Below are 17,455 nucleotides of genomic sequence, written 5' to 3' on the forward strand. Positions count from 1 at the left end.
CCACTGCGCGCGGCGGCCAGTTCGAAGCCAAGGTCGGGACGAGGAGATGGTCACCAACTGGCCGAACAAGGAGATGAGGAAACGAAGCAAGATCAAGCTTGACACTCATCGCCCCATACAGGTGAAAGCCTGACGCTTGCTACCCGACGCGTAGGGCAGCTCAGGGTGGAACTTGCCGTATGCGCGCCTGTCGGAACGACGTGATTGCGGCAAGGAGCGGACGTCGCCCCGCCTATGCGGCTTGCTCACTCTAGCGTCGGGGCGGTCCGCAGACCGTTGAATCGAAATCGCTACGAAGCCCACGGGCAGACCTTAGCCTCCTGCGCTGAGCATTTCGATGATTGTTAAATCCAAAGAATCACCACGGGACGGTGGCCGTCGAGCGAGTTTTTCAGCAGCCCATTTCCGCAGCCTATTAATGTGCAACTTGGGAAGCTGCCGACATCAATTCCTCGGGATTCAGCGCTCTGAAGGTGTTGAGGCCATCCTCCAGAACTTCAGTGAAGTTCCAGCGTACGATGCCCGCCCGGTCGATTAGGAACTGACCGACAAGCTGCGCCTGGCTGGAAGCCATCGCCTGCTGATCGACTTCCGTAATCTCATATCCTTCCTTCTTGTTAAGAAATTCATTCATTGCCATGACGTTCATAGGCTCGGGCAACTCGCCCGGGAGATGGAACGGTATCGCCATTACCGTGTCCATCCCGACCTCGCGCAAGCCGAAAGCACGGTGCGAGGCTCGCTCCGGGTCGGATGCGGCGAGAAGATCGGGTGCCGGGTGGTAACGGAAATACAGCCGCGCCCGCTCGACCGGCGTATTGACCACAGCCAGGCATTCGACGCCTTTCTCACGCAGGGCCGGCTTGAGTTGCGCCATCGCCGCGACATGGCGCCGGCAGAACGGACAGTGCAGGCCTCGGAACAAACCGATCAACAACGGGCTACGGCCTCGAAAATCATCGAGCGCGATCTTGCCTTCGCGTGAGATCGCATTGAGCACAACATTCGGTGCCCGGTCGCCCGGCTGCAGCGGGCGGTCAACACTACTCGTGGACATGGACAATCTCCTCGCCCCGGGGTCAGTCAGGGAAAGCAGCACACCCAGCGTTTCGGAGGCGATCAAGTGCTGGGGCGAAAGCTTCCTGTGCCAAGGCAATAGCTTTCGACCTCTGCCATATTGCCGAGGTCGAGATTACGCGCGTTGCAAGCCCATTATAACACGAAAAAGCATCTGCGGGTGCCGCCAAATGTGGTGAATTACCTTACGCGAGCGCACTCCCGAATGCTCTTGCGCTGAAGGTCAGGTTCCCGACCTCGATTTGGAGGTTCAAGTCTGCAACGCCCAAGGTCGTCAACGGGTCGGTTCTTGCCGTCCACCGGCACCAAGCGTCAGACTTTCACCCCTAGGTTCTGTTGACAAAGTGCATCGGAAGACAGGCCATAGTTCCAGCACATTTTGCTAAGCAGGCTGGCATGGGACGTGAGTTCATCCATGACGCTGGCAAAGCGCTTCTCAGTTTTCGTTTTTTTGTTGCATAAGACTCTCTACGCCCGAACGCGGGTTCGGTCATCACCTGCCAATATAGGCGGCTAGTTCGTCCGGCGTCCCATTTGGGAAGGCCTGTTTTAGAAAATTCAAGAACGCCGACACTCGCGCGCTGAGTAGCCGCCGAGATGGGTAGAGCGCCCATAAAGCGATCTCGGGGCCGTCGATATCCCCCCATAGTACCAGCGTGCCGTCAGCCAAGTCGTGGGCCACCAACGAAATGGGAAGACGTGCTGCACCGACGCCGGCTCGCACCGCATCCCGGACCATGATGAGCATCGACAAAGCGAGGACAGGCTCGATTGCAATTGTTGACCGGCCACCTTGTGTCTTCACGTGCCATGTTTGCCGATCGCCCGCCCAGCGCGCGACGCCAGGAGCGGCGAGTCCACCGCTCGCGCGAGGAAGGTCAGGGCTCGCCACTACGACCAGGCGGTCGCGGAGAAACGCCCGTCCAACCAGGCTTTCGTCGGGATCTGGATTGACTCGGATTACCAGATCGTAGCCTTCCTCGATCATGTCAACAGGCCGATCCTCAGTCGTAACCTCCAGCCTCACCTCCGGATATTTAAGGGCAAACCCCGCAGCAATCCTCCCCATTGCGGTCTGAGAAAAAAGCAAAGGTGCGCTAATCCGTAATCTGCCCCTGGGTCTCTGACCGCCCGAGGCAATCGCCGAAGCGGTCTCGTCCAGTTCGGCAAGCAGCGCCCCTGTCCGCTCGAAGAGCGCCCGTCCTTCTTCGGTGAGCTTCAGGCTACGCGCACCCCGTTCAAACAGGCGCAGATCAAGGCTGCTTTCCAATTCTCCAACGCGCCGGGACAGGGTCGCCTTAGGCCGGCCGGTGGCCCTTGCCGCTTTGCCGAAACCACCGTGCCGGGCAACGAGATTAAAATCGGCGAGGGCAAGAAGATCCATGTGTGTTCCACCAGCGAGACGGTGCGTCTAAAATTTCAGCCTGTTGGACGCTCAGTGAGCCACACATATTGGCCGTGTCAAGCAACCCAACAGGAGAAATTTCATGACCATTCTCGTTACCGGGGCCACAGGCAATATTGGCCGCCAAGTCGTCGAACACCTCGTCAAGCGCGGCGCTGATGTACGTGCTCTCGTCCGCGATCCGTCAAAAGCCAACTTCCCGGCAGGCGTATCCGTCGTGCAAGGCGACTTTCTCGATGTCGATTCGCTGCGCAAAGCCATGTCTGGAGTTTCCACTCTGTTCCTTTTGAACGCCGTAGTTCCGGACGAATTCACCCAAGCTTTGGTCGCGCTGAACGTCGCCCGATCGGCCGGTATCGAGCGGATCGTATATCTGTCGGTGATCCACGCTGACGGCTACGTGAACGTGCCCCATTTCGCTGGCAAGTTCGGCGTCGAGCGAATGATCGAGCAGATGGACTTCAAGGCTACGATCTTGCGCCCAGCTTACTTCATCCAGAACGATCTGATGATCAAAGACGTCATCACCGGCTATGGCACCTACACAATGCCGATCGGCGACAAGGGTCTCGCCATGATCGACGTCCGTGATATCGCCGAGATCGCCGCCCTTGAGCTGCTGCGCCGTGAACAGGCCGCAGAGCCGCTTGCGATCGACTGGATCAACCTCGTCGGTCCAGAGACACTGACTGGGGCGGATATCGCCGCCATCTGGTCAGACGTGCTCGCCCGCCCGATCAACTACGGCGGCGACAATACCGAGGATTTTGAGCAAAATCTCAAGCAGTTCGTGCCCGCTTGGATGGCCTACGACATGCGTCTGATGGGCGAGCGCTTCTTCACCGACGGGATGCTGCCTGGGGCCGGCGACGTCGAGCGCCTGACTGCCCTGCTCGGACGTCCACTGCGCCCATATCGAGCCTTCGCCTCGGAAACCGCTGCCTCCGCCTGACGGAAGCGCAGCCCCTGTCTGATCACAAGGACTGTCATCATGATTTATTCAACTGCCACAGTTCCGGTGAACCCGGAAGGCGAAGTCGCATTGACGCGCGCTCAAGTGTGGAAGGGTCTCGAGCTGAAAGCACGCGACGCCCGCTTGTTCCTTGTCACGGGTCTCTGCACCCGTTGCGACGTTGTGGAGGAAAGCGCTACCCACTTCGTGCGTGAGGCCACGATCGGTGGCCACGACCTGCGCGAAATCGTCACACTCGAGCCGGAAAGCAAGGTCACCTTCTTCCAGGCATCCGGTCCGCGCGAGGGAGCGATTGTCAACGAACTGTTCGAAGATGGAGAAGGCGCACTGCAGCTTCGCTTCTACTGCTACATTGGCCTGCACGGCAAAGAGCCAAACGGTCGCGAGGAGCAGGCCGAGCAGGCTCAGTTCGCCAGCGAAAACGGCTACAAGACCGCCCTGCTGTCGACGCTGAAGCGGACCCGCGAACTGCTCGCAGCGGGAAAGCTCTAATCACCGCCAGAAACACAAGCAACAGGGCGGCTCTCAAGGAGGCGCCCTGCCTTCGCGGGAACAAATGATGCTACGTCCGTCGCCGACGCGTTCAGCCGCCTCTAACGGTATCGAACCGACCACCGCTCAGCGGCAACGACCGTCATGAAGAACCCGATCGACAACAGCGATGAGAGCACGATGGCGGCGTAGAGCCGGTCGGACTGGTAGTTGAAGGTCGCCTGGATGATCAGCGCGCCGAGACCTTTGTCGGAGCCGATCCATTCGCCGACGATCGCGCCGATCACCGCGGTTGCCGAGGCGATCCGCAGCGAAGCGAAAAGCATTGGCAGCGCGCGCGGCAAGCGCAGGCGCCAGAATACTTCCCAGCGCGTCGCCGACAGCACGCGGAACAGCTCGTGCTCGCTGGGGCTCGCCGATTCCAGACCCCGGATCATGTTGATGAGCGTTGGGAAGAAACAGATCACCGCCGCGATCACGATCTTGGGCAGCATGCCGAGGCCGAAGATGAGGATGACGACCGGGGCCAGCGCCAGCACCGGGATCGTATTGAAGAACAGCACGACCGGAAAATAGGCCGTCTGCAGCGTACGGCTGTGAACGAAGACGACCGCCAGCAGCACTGCGGCGAGGTTGCCGAGCACGAAGCCGGAGAGCGCCTCGATGGCCGTCGGCCAGAGGTTCGACAGGAGAAGCGATCCGTTCCCGGCAAACACGCCCGCTATCGCGGTCGGCGTCGGAACGATGTAAGCGGGCACGCCGGCGAGCGGCAGCAGGAATTGCCATGCGAGAATAAGCGAGCCGGCGCCGAGGATCGGCAGCGCAGCCTGTGCGAATGGCGAAAGCGCGCCCTGGTTCACGACGCCGCTCCGAGGGCGGAGCGCATCCTGGCCATTGCCGCGACGATCGCCGGATCCTCGCGCGAGCATCTGTTGTCCGGCCCCTTCAGCGGACGAAGGTCGTGGTCGGCGACGATCCGTCCGGGATGGGCGGCAAGCACGATCACGCGCTGCCCGAGATAGACGGCTTCGGCAATGGAATGCGTGACGAACAGCACGGTCGTTCCGGTCCGCCGCCAAAGGTTCAGCAGTTCGTCGTTGAGGCGATCGCGGGTGATCTCGTCAAGCGCGCCAAACGGTTCGTCCATCAGAAGCAGACGTGGCTCGCCAAGCAGCGCCCGGGCGATCGCCAGCCTTTGGCGCTGTCCGCCGGAAAGCTGATGCGGCAGGCGCTCGCTGAGCGCCGACAGGCCGACGAGTTCGAGCAGCTCGTCGGACCGGTCGTCTATCATGCGCGACAGGCTGCGGCGGCCGACCTGGATCGGCAGCCGCACATTCTCGCGCGCCGTGCGCCACGGCAAAAGGGTCGAGTCCTGGAAGACAAAACCGACGCCGCGGCCGGAGCGCACAGCCGACGGCGTTTCGCCCATCACGCGTATCGTGCCCGCGAGCGGCGCCAGAAGATCGGCGACAACCCGCAGAAACGTCGACTTTCCGCATCCCGAAGGGCCGAGGATCGACAGGAACGTCCCGGCCTCGACTGTCAGGTCAAGACCGGAGATCACCGTCACGGGCGAGCGCCGGCCGGGATAGCCGACGCCGAGGCCGGAGGTTTCGATGGCCGGCGCGGCCATCAAAAGGCAGGCGCGCCGAGCTTCGGCCGTTCAGCCGCACTGAGTTCGAGAACCTTGGTCGTATAAACGTCCTCGGCCTTCGGCCTGCCGTTCGGATACTGGCCAATCTGGTCAAGCAGCGCGATCTGGCTCTCGATCGAGGCAGGATCGAACGTGCCCCATCCCTCCTTTTTCGTGTTGTCGTCGAACGACAGTTTCAGCACCAGGGGGATCGTCTTCTTTTCCCAGCCTGCGTCGATCTCGGGATAGGCAGCGACGAGCTTGTCGACCGCCTGCTCGGGATTGGCATGGACCCAGCCCCACCCCTTGGCGACCGCGCCGATGAATTTAGCCAGGGTCTCGGAATCGGATTCGATGGCGCTGTCGGTCGCGAAATAGACATTGGCATAGGACGCCAGGCCGAGCTCCGACAACAGCAGATCGATGCGATCGTTACCGACGACGCTGAGCGCCTGCGTGTTGGTGATCCAGCCGCCGATCGCATCGACGTCGCCACGAACCAGCGGCGCCTTATCGAACCCGACATTGACGATGGTGACCTCGGAAGGGTCGATCTTGTTCTTCGCGAGCATCGCGTCGATGGCAAAGCGCGCGGTCGGCTGCGTGCCGATCCGCATCCCCTTCAGATCCGCAACCGACCGGATCGGCTTCGCCGGTTTCGACGTCAGCGCATAGGGCCCGGTGCGATAGCCGCAGGCGATTATCCTCACCGGAACGCCGCTCGCCCGCGCGGCATAGAGTTGAGGCGATTCCGAGAATTGGCCGAGCTGAGCGGCACCGGACACCACTGGCGGCACGGTGGCGGCGTTCGGCCCGCCGGGGCTGAACTCCACTTCAAGCCCAGCTTCGCTGAAGTAGCCATTGGCGACGGCTGCGACGTCGCCGATCTGGCCGTTCGACATCAGCCAGTCATACTGGACGACGAGCTTGGCGGCTGCCGAGGCGCTGGCGCCGAACAGCTGAAGTCCCGGCCCGAAAGCCGCCAGGCCGGCGGCGCCGGCCTTCAGGATCGATCTGCGATTCCACTGCGATGCGTTCCCACTCATCTTCTTGCTCCTTTGTTGGACTGCTTGCATGCGGCGCGGCCCTTTCTTGCGAGGCCGTCGCGATCCAATCACACTTGCGTGTCGTGATAGTCGCCCGGTCCGGCGCCGGTCCAGGCATAGAGTTCCCACAGCGTCCCGTCCGGATCGTGGAAGTAGGCGCAGCGCGCGTTCCAGACATAGTCGCCGGGCGGCCCGACGAACGGCACGCCCTTGTCCGACAGTTCGGCGTAGAGCCGGTCGACCTCGCCGGCGCTTTCGAGTTCCATGGCGACGCATGCCTTGTGCGCCTGCTTCGGTGAGCGGACATTCGAGACGCCGCAGTGGCGATTGATGTGGTCCAATTGCCATGCAGCGAGCGTCACGCGCTCGGAATGAAAATCGACAAAGCCCTCGGCGCGGCGTCTGATCCGGTAGCCAAGCTTCTGCGTGTAGAAGTCGATGGTGCGGTCGATATCCTCTACAAGCAGGCAGATATCGGTGATTGCCTTGGTCTGCGCGAGCGACATGGTCATTTGCCTCGATTGATCGCGGTGAGCTCGACGCCTACGCGCGATGCGGCGCCTTCGATGTGCCGGCGCATCGCCTCGCCGGCCGCCTGCGGATCATGCGCGGCGAGCGCGTCGTAGATCCGCACGTGCTCGGCGACATTGACCTCGACCAGGTCGTGGAGCGGGTTGGTGAGGCGGGCATAGTGGATCGACTGGCGGATCTGCTCGCAGACGAAGGAAATGAAGGTGTAGATGTAACTATTGCCGGTCGCCCGGGCGATCGCCCGATGGAAAAGCAGATCGGCCTCGATGCTGCCATCCTCCCAGCGCTCCTCGCCGCCCATGCGGTCCAGCGCAGCCTTGATTGCGTCAAGATCATCGGATGTACAGCGCGCCGCGGCCAGCGTGGCGGACTCGGTCTCCAGGATGCTGCGCAGCTCGAAGAGCTGCTCCATGTTGCGCTGGTCTTTCAGCGCCTCACGGTCGATCCGGATGGCGGTCCGCTGTTCCGGCGCCATGACGAATGCGCCTACGCCCTGACGCGCCTCGATCATGCCATCGGCGCGAAGCTGCGCGATCGCTTCCCTGACAACATTGCGGCTGACGCCGAACTTGTCGGCGAGCTGGCTTTCGGTGGGGAGCCGGGCTCCCGGGATGATGTCGCCGCCCTCGATCTCGCGGCTCAGATGCGAAGCGACGCGATGCGGAAGCGCCTCCACGCTGCCGATGATGGACGAACGCTGCTTCATGCGGCTTTCCCCTACAAATCGCCCGGACCAGGCATGAGACACGCGGGATTGAACAGGCCTGCCGGATCGAAGGCTGCCTTGATCGCGGTATGAAGCTGCCGTTCGCGTTGCGACAGGCCGGCCCAGAACACGTGACTGCGGCTGCGACCGACGCCATGTTCGGCACTGAACGAGCCGCCGAGCGCTCCGACCAGCTCGTAGAGCCGGGCCAAAACCGCCTGCCCCACGGTTCTCGCTTCGCCGGGCTCGCAATCTATCGGAGGCAGCACGTTGAAATGGATGTTGCCGTCGCCCGCATGGCCATAGGTCAGGGATGCCCAGCCAGGCCAGTCGCGCACAATGCACGCGCGTGCTTGCTCGATCAACGTCGGCACCTGGCTGAGACGAACCGAGAGATCGGTGCGGACATGAAAGCCGCGCCGCGCCTGCCCCTCGACCAGGCCCTCACGGATGGCCCAGAATGTGGCAGCCTGGGAGCGGCTTTGCGCGACGACGCCGTCCTTGATCAGGTCGGTCTCAAGCGCGCGCGCCAGCATAATTTCAAGAAGGCCGCCGGCATCTATCCCTGGCCCACAGGCGAGTTCGACGATCGCGTGAACCGGACATTCTTGCGTCAACGGCGAGCGCAGGTTCGGATCGATGAGATGGACCAGCGGCAGGCACTCCTCGCCGATGACCTCAAACGCGCTGAGAAGGTCGGAGCAGAGATGCCTTGCCATCCGGAACAGCTCGCACGCCTGGCGGAAGCTGCCCAGTCCGACATAGGCGGTCTCGACCTGCGTCGGCCGGGGCGAGAGCCTTACCTCGACGCCGGTGACGACTCCCAGCGTCCCTTCCGAGCCGATCATCAATTGCTTCAGGCTGTAGCCGCGATTGTCCTTGCGCAGCCCGTTCATGCCGTTCCAAAGGGTGCCGTCCGGCAGGACCGCCTCAAGCCCGAGCACCAGGTCACGCGTCATGCCGTAGCGCAGCACATTGAGGCCGCCGGCATTGGTCGCGACATTGCCGCCGATCGTGCACGATCCCTGTGCGCCAAGCGCGAGCGGGAAGGTCATCTCGGATGCTTCAGCGGCGTCCTTGACGTCCTGCAGCACGGCCCCGGCGTCCGCTTGCAGCGTGAAGTCGAGCGGGTCGACGCGGCGTATCCGATTGAGACGCTCAAGCGACAGCACTGCGTAGTCCGAATTGTCTGGAATGGCGCCACCGGCAAGTCCGGTATTGCCACCCTGCACGACGATGGCGATACCGCTCTGCGAGCACCATCTCACAAACGCCTGGACGTCTTCCACCGATCCTGGACGCACGATGAAGCGGGCACTTCCGCACCTGTCGCGGCCCCAATCGATGAGGTAGCGCTCCGCCTGGGGCGACTGGCCGTCTATCAGCGCATCACCCGCCAACTGCGCAGGCAGCTCAGCAATTGCGCCGGAAGCTTCGCGTTGAGCGGGGCGATCCGTGATCATCGGGTCAGATCATACGGTCATCCTACAACTTCGCAAGTCCTATTCTTCTCGATGCTCCAGGGTCCACCTGCCCCCCTCCAACAACGGATGCCGGTCTCCTTCGAATAAGGATTGTGTCGAATACATTTCGCTGATTAGCTATCTTGCATAAGTCCGGGACAAGATTGGCAAAAGTTGTCCGGGGAGGACCGCGATGCCGGTGCTTGAGGTTCGCCACGTTTCGAAGAATTTCGGGGCCATCCAGGCCCTGAGCGACGTCAGCTTCCAGGTGGAGCGAGGCGAAGTCGTGGGTCTGATGGGGGACAACGGCGCCGGCAAGTCCACCGTGGTCAAGACCGTGGCTGGCAACTTCCCGCCGAGCGACGGCGAAATTGTCGTGGACGGCGAGGTTTGCCATTTCCATAAACCTGTCCAGGCCCGCGCCAAGGGGATCGAAGTCGTCTATCAGGACCTGGCGCTCGCCGACAATCTGACGGCGGCGCAGAACGTCTTCCTGGGCCGCGAGATCAAGAAAGGTTTCTGGCCGATCAGAGTGCTTGACAAGCAGGCGATGATCGACCGCTCGGCAGCGCTGTTCAGGGAACTCAAATCGGAAACCAGGCCGCGCGATCTGGTCAAGAAGATGTCCGGCGGGCAGCGCCAGGCGGTAGCCATTGCGCGAACCCGGCTTTCAAACGCCAAGCTGGTGTTGATGGACGAGCCGACCGCCGCCATCTCGGTGCGCCAGGTGGCGGAAGTGCTCGAATTGATCCGGCGCCTGAAAGCGCAGGGCGTCGGCGTCATGCTGATCAGCCACCGCATGCCTGACGTTTTTGCCGTCGCAGATCGCATCATCGTGCTCAGGCGAGGTTCCAAGGTTGCCGACAAGGACACCGGCAACACATCACCCGAGGAAATCACAGGACTGATAACGGGGGCCATCCGTGGCGAATAGTGTTCAGGAGCCGGTTATGGTTCAGGAGTCAGCCGAGAAAGCCGGCCAGCCGGCCATGTCGGACTTCGTCGCGACCAAGGAACAGACAGCGTTCCAACGCGTGATCTCAAGTCAGCCCTTCTGGGTGACGATCGCGCTGATCGCACTGGTCATCTTGATGACGGCGATGGAGCCGAGCTTCGGCACCTCCGAAAACGTCGCCAATGTGACGCGCAATCTTGCGCCTTTCGGCATCATGGCGCTCGGCATGACGGTCGTCATCATCACCGGTGGCATCGATCTGTCGGTCGGCTCGATCATGGGCCTCGTGGTCATCGTCGCCGGCCTGTTCCTCACTTGGCATTATCCCTGGTATGTCGCCTTCGCCATGGGCCTCTTTTCCGGCTTGGCCTGCGGCGCGGTCAACGGATTTTTTGTCGCCTATGTCGGGATGCCGTCCTTTGTCGTCACCCTCGGCATGCTGTCCGTCGCGCGCTCGCTGGCGGTGGTGTTCTCGGCCAACCAGATGCTCTATCAGTTCGGCCCCGATGCTCCGATCGTGAAGGCGATCGGCCAAGCGAAATGGCCGCGGCATGGACCCGAGGACTGGGCGCCGCACTGGATCCCGGAACTGTCGTCGCAGTTCTGGACCATGGTGATCCTGGCGCTGATTGTCGGCTTCGTGTTCAATTTCACTGCCTGGGCCCGGCATCTGTTCGCCATCGGCGGCAATGAGGAGGCGGCGCGGCTCACCGGCGTTCCGGTCGACTGGATTAAGTTCCAGGCCTACCTTTTCTCGGCCTTCACCGCCTCGATCGCCTCGCTCCTGCTGCTCGGCTACAACGGCTCGGCCATCAATGCGATGGGCCAGGGCTATGAGCTGCGCGTCATTGCGGCGACAGTGATTGGCGGCGCCAGCCTGATGGGCGGCGCCGGCACGGCCTTCGGTGCCGTCATCGGTTCGGCGTTCCTCGAAGTGATCAGGAATGCGCTGCTGATGGCCGGCATCGATTCAAACTGGCAGGGTGCCTTCGTCGGCGCCTTCATCGTTCTTGCGGTTCTTTTGGGCATGCAAACCGGCGGCAAATCGATCCTCGCCGCGTCGCTGGCAGTCCTGATGCCCAAAAAAAGCCGCTAGAAACCCGCCGGCGGGAGGCCTGCGGGACATCACACCAAGGAGGAGAACTTCACATGAAGAAACATCTGCTGACGGCGGCTGTCGCGCTTGGCGCCATGGTGCTCGCCGTTTCCGGTGCCGAGGCGAAATATACCTTCGCCCTGGTGCCGAAGAACATGAACAATCCTTTCTTCGACCAGGCACGCGACGGCTGCAAGAAGGCCGAAGCCGAATCGAATGGTGCCCTGGAGTGCATGTATATCGGCCCCGGCGAGCATGGCGGAGGCGACGAGCAGGTACAGATCGTGCAGGACCTCGTGGCCAAGAGGGTGGACGGTATCGCCGTGTCGCCATCGAACGCTGCGGCCATGGCGGTTGCGCTGCAGGCCGCCAAGGACGCCGGCATTCCGGTCCTCACCTGGGACTCCGATCTGCTGCCCGAGAACAAGGACCTGCGCGTCGCCTATATCGGCACGCACAATTATGAGATCGGCACGAACCTCGCCAAGCTCGCCATGCAGATCAAGCCCAAGGGCGGCACGATCTGTATCCAGTCGGGCGGCGCGGCGGCAGCCAACCACAATGAGCGCATGCAGGGCATTCGCGACACGCTTTCGGGGACCAAATCGGCTGCCTCACCGGGCGACCGCCTGACCGGACAGAACGGCTGGACCGAAATCGAGGGCTGCCCACTCTACACCGACGACGACTTCCCGCGCTCGGTGCAGCAGTTCGAGGACATCATGGCGAAAAACCCGAACCTCGACGCGTTCATCCCAACCGGCGGCTTCCCGCAGTTCATCCCCGATGCCAATCGCGCCGCCGTCGCGCCGTACAAGGAAAAGATCGCCTCGAAGGCCCTGGCCCTGGTCGTCGCCGATACGCTTCCCGTACAGATCGACCAGATGAAGGAAGGGTTCTCGCTCGGCCAGGTCGGCCAGCGGCCGTTCGAAATGGGCTACAAGACGATGATGGCGCTGAAGGACATGAAGGACGCCAAGGCTCCACCGGCCGACCCGACCTATACCGGCCTTGACATTTGCACGCCGGAGACAGCGGATACCTGCATCGCCAAATAGCGCTCCAAATAGCCTCATTGGGCGGGAGGAAACTCCCGCCCTTTTCATAGCCCGCCCTTTTCCTAGGGGATATCAATGACGGAATTGTTCTCGCTCAACGGCCGTGTCGCGTTGGTCACCGGTGCTTCGCGTGGCCTCGGCTTCGCCATGGCCAAGGCACTTGCGGAAAACGGCGCGACGGTGATCGTCAACGCCCGCGATCCGGCGGCGCTGTCCGCGGCGGCCGAAAGGATCGGTGCCGAAGCCCTGCCGTTCGATGTCACCGACGCGGCGATCTCGAGGGCGTCGCTGGAAGGGATCGTCGAACGCCACGGCCGCCTCGATATTCTGGTCAACAACGCCGGCATTCAGCATCGAAGTCCGTTGGTCGAATGGCAGGACGAGGATTTCGACCATGTGATTGCCGTCAATCTTTCGGCTTGCTTCCGGATGATACGCGACGCGGTGCGCCTGATGCTGCCAAACAAGTTCGGGCGCATAATAAACACCGGATCGGTTGCGGCGATCCTTGGCCGTCCCACTATTCACGCCTATGTGGCGGCAAAGGCGGGCCTGCACGGGCTGACACGCTCGACCGCCGCTGAACTGGGCCGTCACGGCATCACCATCAACGCGATCGCCCCCGGCTATTTCGCTACCGAGCTCAACACCGCACTTATGAGCGACGAGGCCTTCACCAAATGGGTCGAGGCACGAACCCCGGCGGGCCGCTGGGCCCAGCCTGAGGAACTCGGCGGAGCCGTGGTGTTTCTCGCCTCAGACGCTGCCGCCTACGTCAACGGCCATGTGCTGGCCGTTGACGGTGGGCTATCGGTTTCCCTCTGACCGGCGAAGTGCTTTTCAGAAAAAAATTTCAGCCAGGCAGCGCTGCGAAATCTGCGAAGACCGGCTGCGTTAGCCGATCCCATAGACCAGGCTCACGCGCCCATCTGTGAGGTGCTGAACCTTCCGCAGTTCAAGCCCGCGACGATTTTGCGTTGCTCCAAACAGCGCCTTCCCTTCGCCGACGAGCAGCGGATAGAGGATAAGCCGCAGTTCATCCACCAGCCCGGCATCGATGAGGCTCGCGGTCATTCGCGCACCGCCCATGAGATAGATATCCTTGCCCGGCTGCTGCTTGAGGCCAGCGATGTCTTCGAGGCTCCGCACGAAGCGGGTCTTTGGCCAGGCCGCCGAATTCGTCGTGTTCGACAGCACATAATGCGGGGTATGTTCGGCAAAGCGGGCCCATTCGAGCTCCTCCGGCGTCGGCAATTTGCCGGTCATCGGCAACGGCTTGTCCGGCTCATTCTGGATCGCGCTCCAGTAGCGCTCGTAGCCGGCGTACATGATGCTCCCGAGCAGGCAGGCATCGATTTGCGGCATCAGCCCATACTCCTCCGACCACGCCTCGACCCATTCCGCGTAACCCTCGGGTCCCTCCATCTTGCCGTCGACGGAAACCTTCATTCCGGCGATCAATTTGCGCATGACGTCCTCCATCAGGCTTGCGAAATGCAAGCACGTTTTATCGTCGGTTCGTTGCTGGTGTGCGAGCCTCCACGGGCGGATGCCGGTGGAGGCTGGGCGGTGACTTCAGCCGGCGCGATCGTGTCAGGCCGGCAGACGGCGGTCGTATTCTGCCCGCAGGCGGCTCCAGCCATCCCAGAACGAGGTCGGCGTCTTTCCGGCGAGGCGGGCGGCCAGCATGTCGAGGTGCATGTGCCAGCCGGCGGTGACGTTGAGCTGGATTGCGCGTTCCGGCAGCCGGCGATGGATGACGGTGAGCAGCACATCATTGCCCTTCGGCTCCAGCAAGAAGGAAACCCCGCCGGTGTTTCCCCAGGTAATGGCGAGCTTGTAAGGTTGATCGAGCTCGGTGATCCGGCCCTCCATCCGATGCTCTTCGGGAAAGCCCGCGGGGCGCTGGCCGGGCGGATCGGTCAGTTCGTCGTTACGCCAGATCAACTCGAACGACGTGCCGGCCTTCATTTCCATCTGGCCAGCAGCCATCCACTGCCGGCGCAGGTCGCTCTCGGTGAGATAGGCCCAGACCCGCTCGATCGGGCCGGGCAAAAGCCGCTGGATGGTGAACGTCGCGGGCTCGGTCAGCTCGCCATAGGCTTCGATGGTTTTCATCTGGTTCATTGGTCGTCTCCTTCTTTTGAGGCGGGCGATTTCCTGGAATCATCCTGGGCCCAGGAATCACCCGGGGCTTTGCGTGCGTCCTGCTCGCGAAGCAGACGCTCGAGGACGTCGAGACGGTTGGTCCAGAACCGCTCGTAGAAGCCGAGCCATTGGTGGGCGCTGGCCAGCGGTCCGGGTTCGAGGCGGCAAATATGTGTGCGGCCCCTCACCTCGCGACGAATAAGCCCTGCATTCTCCAGCGTCTTGATGTGCTTGGAGGCGGCCGCCAACGACATGGCGAAAGGTTCCGCCAACTGGCTCACCGTTCGCTCGCTGCCGGCGAGGTCGCGAAGCATGTGCCGGCGGGTGGCGTCGCCAAGCGCGTGAAAAACCGCGTCGATCTGGGGTGTCTCTAATTCAACCATGTAGTTGAATATAGAGGCACGCTTTCGAATTGTCAACCGATTGGTTGAATGATTTTGGAAGGGGGGTTCCACAGGCGGTCTGCGGCGATCGAAGACATTCGGCCAGTGCAAGGGCCGCGGACATGGTCACCGCGGCGGAAGCGGGACCTTCACTTGCCTTCGAAGAAAGTATGAATCGAGACTTCCAGCTTTTCGATGAGTTGAGGGTTATGGCAGCTTCCAGCCCAGATCAGGGCGTTCAGTCTCATATCCTTGTTGAGAAAGTTCATTTTCCGGGAATCAAGCAGGTATCCCGCGACCTCGTAGTGCCGTCCCTTGATAGCCTCGATAAGCGCGTTGTTTCTTCCGGTCTTGTCAGTAAGATTCACGTCGGCGCCATTCTCGACAAGCACCTTGACGACATCCAGATGCCCGTTCTTTGCCGCTTCAATAAGGGCCGTTCTGCCGTAGTAGTCGGCTCTTGCATTAATCTCTATTTCGGGATGTTTCACGAGGGCTAAAATAGAGGCGTAGTGGCCCTTGGCCGAAGCAAGGCTCAAAGGCGTGCTCTTCCATTTGTTTCTGGAATTCACATCGATTGCTGGGTGTTCGATCAACGCCTCGACCGCCGCGGTGCGGGCATTGAGGGCTGCGAGATGAAGGGCTGACCAGCCGCCGCCGTCCGCCTCGTTGATATTGGCGCCGGCCGCCAATTCCGCTCGAACGGCCCCCGCATCGCCGCTTTCTGCCGCGATCAGCAGATTCGACCAACCTCTCGCCCCTTCGACTTCCAAGCTCTCGGTCAATGCAGTCGCCTCCCCGAATGCTTCCTGCAGGATACCATTGTTCCGGTTCGGCCGACATCCACCGAATGACCGGCTTCCATCGAAAGCATTCTCATTCGACGGTGTCCGCAAATACAATCCGAGAGGGGGAGAAGGAGACGATAGCGAACCTGAGCTTGAGCGAGGGGCATGATGCCTTTGAGTGCCTGACCTCAGAGCGCAACGGCGTCCGACTGACTTCACTCGCAAGCAGAGTGGCGAGGACGCCGAAGTCGGACTGGCTGGTTGGTAATCGGCATGGAAGTTCGGCCGGCTCGAACGTGAAGCCAGGCCTCTGATCAAAGCGGAACTGGCCGATATCCTCCGGCAGCGGAGGCCGATAAAGACGAACAGGAAGCGCGCACTCTATCGAGAAACAAAGGGATCATGCAGTCCTTCAGTGCATTCGTCGTCAACAATGTCCGCTGGCTCGCGGGCGCCTTTTTGCTGACCCTCGTCTCGTCCTTCGGGCAGACCTTCTTCATCGCCTTGTCGAACGGCGGTATCCGCGAGACGTTCGGGTTGAGTCATGGCGAGTTCGGCGGGCTTTACATGCTGGCAACGCTGCTTAGCGCGGCGACCCTGCCGTTCCTGGGGCGGCCGCTGGACCGGTATTCGACAGTGACCATGGCGATCGCGACGATGCTCATGCTTGCCTGCGCCAGCATTGCGATGGGGTTCGCCGGGTCGCTGCCAACGCTGCTCCTTGCGCTCTATTTGCTGCGCCTTTTTGGCCAGGGGATGATGACCCAGACGGCTCTGACGGCGACTGGCCGCTGGTTCGCCGCGAACCGGGGCCGCGCCGTCTCGGTCGTCACGCTTGGCTTCCATGTCGGCGGCGCTCTGCTGCCTTTCCTGTTCGTCCTCGTGGCCGGCCTCGTCGGCTGGCGGGGAAGCTGGTTCGTCTGCGCAGCCTTCATCCTGGTCGTGGCCTTGCCTCTGGTTTGTGCGCTGGTCCGGAAGGAACGCAATCCGCAGAGCGAGGCCCAGCCGAGGGCGCAACGCGCAGTGAAGCACTGGACGCGGACTGAAGTCCTGCGCGATCCGACGTTCTACGCCATCTGCCTGGGGGTTCTGGCTCCCGCCTTCGTCGGCACGACCATCTTCTTTCACCAGGTCTATCTAACCGAGCTCCGGGGCTGGCCGCTGCAACTTTTCGCCAGCGGCTTCGCCGTCCTGTCCGCCACGACGATGGGTTTTGCGCTTCTGGCCGGGTGGCTGATCGACCGCTTCTCGGCGGTCCAGCTGCTGCCTCTATTCCTTCTGCCGCTGGCGCTGGCATGCTTCGCGGCTGCCTATCTGACGGCGCCTTTCGCCATCTTCGTCTTCATGGCGCTGCTTGGCATCAGCTACGGCTTCTCCTCGACCCTGGAGGGCGCCATGTGGCCGGAGATCTACGGCACCGCGCATCTCGGCGCGATCCGCTCGGTTGTGGTGGCCGTGATGGTTCTGGCCTCGGCGATGGGCCCCGGCATCACCGGATACCTGATCGACGCCGGCGTCGACTACTCGCTGCAACTGGCCTTGATGGGCGTCTACAGCCTGGCCGCCGCCTTGCTGATGTGGAGGGTATCGCGGAAGCTGACGCGAGGCCTGTCTCGCGGCTGGACTCTTTCCAGCTCCTGATCGGTGCTGAAATCGCCGACACCAACATTTATCTCGCTACTTGCGGAATGAAGTGCTGGT

Annotated in this window: 19 protein-coding genes; 7 read left to right on the forward strand and 12 right to left on the reverse strand. The window is 62.0% G+C overall.

Features of this window, described 5'->3' with window-relative positions; all coding sequences use genetic code 11:
- Window positions 1-415 precede the first annotated feature (415 nt).
- Window positions 416-1,057, reverse strand: coding sequence for a peroxiredoxin-like family protein (locus tag AC0L2B_RS08340; protein ID WP_091590900.1), 642 nt, complete (start codon window positions 1,055-1,057; stop codon window positions 416-418).
- 513 nt (window positions 1,058-1,570) lie between these two features.
- Window positions 1,571-2,461, reverse strand: a complete 891-nt coding sequence (locus AC0L2B_RS08345) for a LysR family transcriptional regulator (RefSeq protein WP_091599218.1) — start codon at window positions 2,459-2,461, stop codon at window positions 1,571-1,573.
- 103 nt (window positions 2,462-2,564) lie between these two features.
- On the opposite strand from AC0L2B_RS08345, the gene AC0L2B_RS08350 reads away from it, so the two are divergent.
- On the forward strand, window positions 2,565-3,434 hold the full coding sequence (locus tag AC0L2B_RS08350) for an SDR family oxidoreductase (RefSeq protein WP_091599220.1): 870 nt from the start codon (window positions 2,565-2,567) through the stop codon (window positions 3,432-3,434).
- A 39-nt stretch (window positions 3,435-3,473) separates the two neighbouring features.
- Window positions 3,474-3,947 carry an AtaL-like protein gene (locus AC0L2B_RS08355; RefSeq protein ID WP_473744893.1) on the forward strand — a complete coding sequence of 158 codons (474 nt, stop codon included), beginning with the start codon at window positions 3,474-3,476 and terminating at the stop codon, window positions 3,945-3,947.
- 101 nt (window positions 3,948-4,048) lie between these two features.
- Here the strand turns inward: AC0L2B_RS08355 and AC0L2B_RS08360 are convergent, their stop codons facing one another.
- The 6 genes from AC0L2B_RS08360 to AC0L2B_RS08385 all read right to left on the reverse strand — a co-directional run bounded on the left by AC0L2B_RS08360 (window position 4,049) and on the right by AC0L2B_RS08385 (window position 9,326).
- A complete protein-coding gene (locus tag AC0L2B_RS08360; RefSeq protein ID WP_473744894.1) occupies window positions 4,049-4,807 on the reverse strand; it encodes an ABC transporter permease in 759 nt (252 codons plus the stop codon).
- Complete coding sequence (locus AC0L2B_RS08365; RefSeq protein WP_473744895.1) at window positions 4,804-5,580, reverse strand: ABC transporter ATP-binding protein; 777 nt, start codon at window positions 5,578-5,580, stop codon at window positions 4,804-4,806. Before AC0L2B_RS08365 ends, AC0L2B_RS08360 begins: the two co-directional genes overlap by 4 nt.
- Window positions 5,580-6,626, reverse strand: a complete 1,047-nt coding sequence (locus AC0L2B_RS08370) for an ABC transporter substrate-binding protein (protein WP_473744896.1) — start codon at window positions 6,624-6,626, stop codon at window positions 5,580-5,582. The genes AC0L2B_RS08365 and AC0L2B_RS08370 overlap by 1 nt, the downstream gene beginning before the upstream one ends.
- A 68-nt stretch (window positions 6,627-6,694) precedes the next feature.
- Window positions 6,695-7,132 (reverse strand): VOC family protein, encoded by a 438-nt coding sequence (locus AC0L2B_RS08375; RefSeq protein ID WP_473744897.1) that lies wholly within the window; start codon window positions 7,130-7,132, stop codon window positions 6,695-6,697.
- A gap of 2 nt (window positions 7,133-7,134) precedes the next feature.
- Window positions 7,135-7,863 carry a FadR/GntR family transcriptional regulator gene (locus tag AC0L2B_RS08380; protein ID WP_128246959.1) on the reverse strand — a complete coding sequence of 243 codons (729 nt, stop codon included), beginning with the start codon at window positions 7,861-7,863 and terminating at the stop codon, window positions 7,135-7,137.
- 11 nt (window positions 7,864-7,874) lie between these two features.
- Window positions 7,875-9,326 (reverse strand): FAD-binding oxidoreductase, encoded by a 1,452-nt coding sequence (locus AC0L2B_RS08385; RefSeq protein WP_473744898.1) that lies wholly within the window; start codon window positions 9,324-9,326, stop codon window positions 7,875-7,877.
- 193 nt (window positions 9,327-9,519) lie between these two features.
- Here AC0L2B_RS08385 and AC0L2B_RS08390 point away from each other — a divergent pair, with 193 nt between their 5' ends.
- The 4 genes from AC0L2B_RS08390 to AC0L2B_RS08405 all read left to right on the forward strand — a co-directional run bounded on the left by AC0L2B_RS08390 (window position 9,520) and on the right by AC0L2B_RS08405 (window position 13,260).
- Window positions 9,520-10,260, forward strand: coding sequence for an ATP-binding cassette domain-containing protein (locus AC0L2B_RS08390; RefSeq protein WP_023799117.1), 741 nt, complete (start codon window positions 9,520-9,522; stop codon window positions 10,258-10,260).
- A gap of 16 nt (window positions 10,261-10,276) precedes the next feature.
- Entirely contained in the window at window positions 10,277-11,377 is a 1,101-nt protein-coding gene (locus AC0L2B_RS08395) for an ABC transporter permease (protein WP_473744899.1), read from the forward strand.
- Window positions 11,378-11,430: 53 nt separating this feature from the next.
- Window positions 11,431-12,435: a sugar-binding protein gene (locus AC0L2B_RS08400; protein WP_473744900.1), complete on the forward strand. Its 1,005-nt coding sequence runs from the start codon at window positions 11,431-11,433 to the stop codon at window positions 12,433-12,435.
- Window positions 12,436-12,510: 75 nt separating this feature from the next.
- Entirely contained in the window at window positions 12,511-13,260 is a 750-nt protein-coding gene (locus tag AC0L2B_RS08405) for a glucose 1-dehydrogenase (RefSeq protein ID WP_473744901.1), read from the forward strand.
- A 69-nt stretch (window positions 13,261-13,329) separates the two neighbouring features.
- Here the strand turns inward: AC0L2B_RS08405 and AC0L2B_RS08410 are convergent, their stop codons facing one another.
- The 4 genes from AC0L2B_RS08410 to AC0L2B_RS08425 all read right to left on the reverse strand — a co-directional run bounded on the left by AC0L2B_RS08410 (window position 13,330) and on the right by AC0L2B_RS08425 (window position 15,751).
- Complete coding sequence (locus AC0L2B_RS08410; protein WP_473744903.1) at window positions 13,330-13,905, reverse strand: dihydrofolate reductase family protein; 576 nt, start codon at window positions 13,903-13,905, stop codon at window positions 13,330-13,332.
- 123 nt (window positions 13,906-14,028) lie between these two features.
- Entirely contained in the window at window positions 14,029-14,562 is a 534-nt protein-coding gene (locus AC0L2B_RS08415) for an SRPBCC family protein (protein WP_128173048.1), read from the reverse strand.
- On the reverse strand, window positions 14,559-14,966 hold the full coding sequence (locus AC0L2B_RS08420) for an ArsR/SmtB family transcription factor (protein ID WP_473744982.1): 408 nt from the start codon (window positions 14,964-14,966) through the stop codon (window positions 14,559-14,561). Before AC0L2B_RS08420 ends, AC0L2B_RS08415 begins: the two co-directional genes overlap by 4 nt.
- A 149-nt stretch (window positions 14,967-15,115) precedes the next feature.
- A complete protein-coding gene (locus AC0L2B_RS08425; RefSeq protein WP_287223565.1) occupies window positions 15,116-15,751 on the reverse strand; it encodes an ankyrin repeat domain-containing protein in 636 nt (211 codons plus the stop codon).
- Between the two features lie 405 nt (window positions 15,752-16,156).
- Between AC0L2B_RS08425 and AC0L2B_RS08430 the strand changes: the two genes are divergently transcribed.
- Window positions 16,157-17,395 carry an MFS transporter gene (locus AC0L2B_RS08430; RefSeq protein WP_473744906.1) on the forward strand — a complete coding sequence of 413 codons (1,239 nt, stop codon included), beginning with the start codon at window positions 16,157-16,159 and terminating at the stop codon, window positions 17,393-17,395.
- Window positions 17,396-17,455: the final 60 nt, after the last annotated feature.

This window comes from Mesorhizobium sp. WSM4815, assembly GCF_055811575.1.

Bases quoted from the DNA above. Each gene is read 5' to 3' on its own strand.
- AC0L2B_RS08340 (WP_091590900.1), bottom strand. From the start codon at position 1,057: ATGTCCACGAGTAGTGTTGACCGCCCGCTGCAGCCGGGCGACCGGGCA.
- AC0L2B_RS08345 (WP_091599218.1), bottom strand. From the start codon at position 2,461: ATGGATCTTCTTGCCCTCGCCGATTTTAATCTCGTTGCCCGGCACGGT.
- AC0L2B_RS08350 (WP_091599220.1), top strand. From the start codon at position 2,565: ATGACCATTCTCGTTACCGGGGCCACAGGCAATATTGGCCGCCAAGTC.
- AC0L2B_RS08355 (WP_473744893.1), top strand. From the start codon at position 3,474: ATGATTTATTCAACTGCCACAGTTCCGGTGAACCCGGAAGGCGAAGTC.
- AC0L2B_RS08365 (WP_473744895.1), bottom strand. From the start codon at position 5,580: ATGGCCGCGCCGGCCATCGAAACCTCCGGCCTCGGCGTCGGCTATCCC.
- AC0L2B_RS08370 (WP_473744896.1), bottom strand. From the start codon at position 6,626: ATGAGTGGGAACGCATCGCAGTGGAATCGCAGATCGATCCTGAAGGCC.
- AC0L2B_RS08375 (WP_473744897.1), bottom strand. From the start codon at position 7,132: ATGTCGCTCGCGCAGACCAAGGCAATCACCGATATCTGCCTGCTTGTA.
- AC0L2B_RS08380 (WP_128246959.1), bottom strand. From the start codon at position 7,863: ATGAAGCAGCGTTCGTCCATCATCGGCAGCGTGGAGGCGCTTCCGCAT.
- AC0L2B_RS08385 (WP_473744898.1), bottom strand. From the start codon at position 9,326: ATGATCACGGATCGCCCCGCTCAACGCGAAGCTTCCGGCGCAATTGCT.
- AC0L2B_RS08390 (WP_023799117.1), top strand. From the start codon at position 9,520: ATGCCGGTGCTTGAGGTTCGCCACGTTTCGAAGAATTTCGGGGCCATC.
- AC0L2B_RS08395 (WP_473744899.1), top strand. From the start codon at position 10,277: ATGGTTCAGGAGTCAGCCGAGAAAGCCGGCCAGCCGGCCATGTCGGAC.
- AC0L2B_RS08400 (WP_473744900.1), top strand. From the start codon at position 11,431: ATGAAGAAACATCTGCTGACGGCGGCTGTCGCGCTTGGCGCCATGGTG.
- AC0L2B_RS08405 (WP_473744901.1), top strand. From the start codon at position 12,511: ATGACGGAATTGTTCTCGCTCAACGGCCGTGTCGCGTTGGTCACCGGT.
- AC0L2B_RS08410 (WP_473744903.1), bottom strand. From the start codon at position 13,905: ATGCGCAAATTGATCGCCGGAATGAAGGTTTCCGTCGACGGCAAGATG.
- AC0L2B_RS08415 (WP_128173048.1), bottom strand. From the start codon at position 14,562: ATGAACCAGATGAAAACCATCGAAGCCTATGGCGAGCTGACCGAGCCC.
- AC0L2B_RS08420 (WP_473744982.1), bottom strand. From the start codon at position 14,966: ATGGTTGAATTAGAGACACCCCAGATCGACGCGGTTTTTCACGCGCTT.
- AC0L2B_RS08430 (WP_473744906.1), top strand. From the start codon at position 16,157: ATGCAGTCCTTCAGTGCATTCGTCGTCAACAATGTCCGCTGGCTCGCG.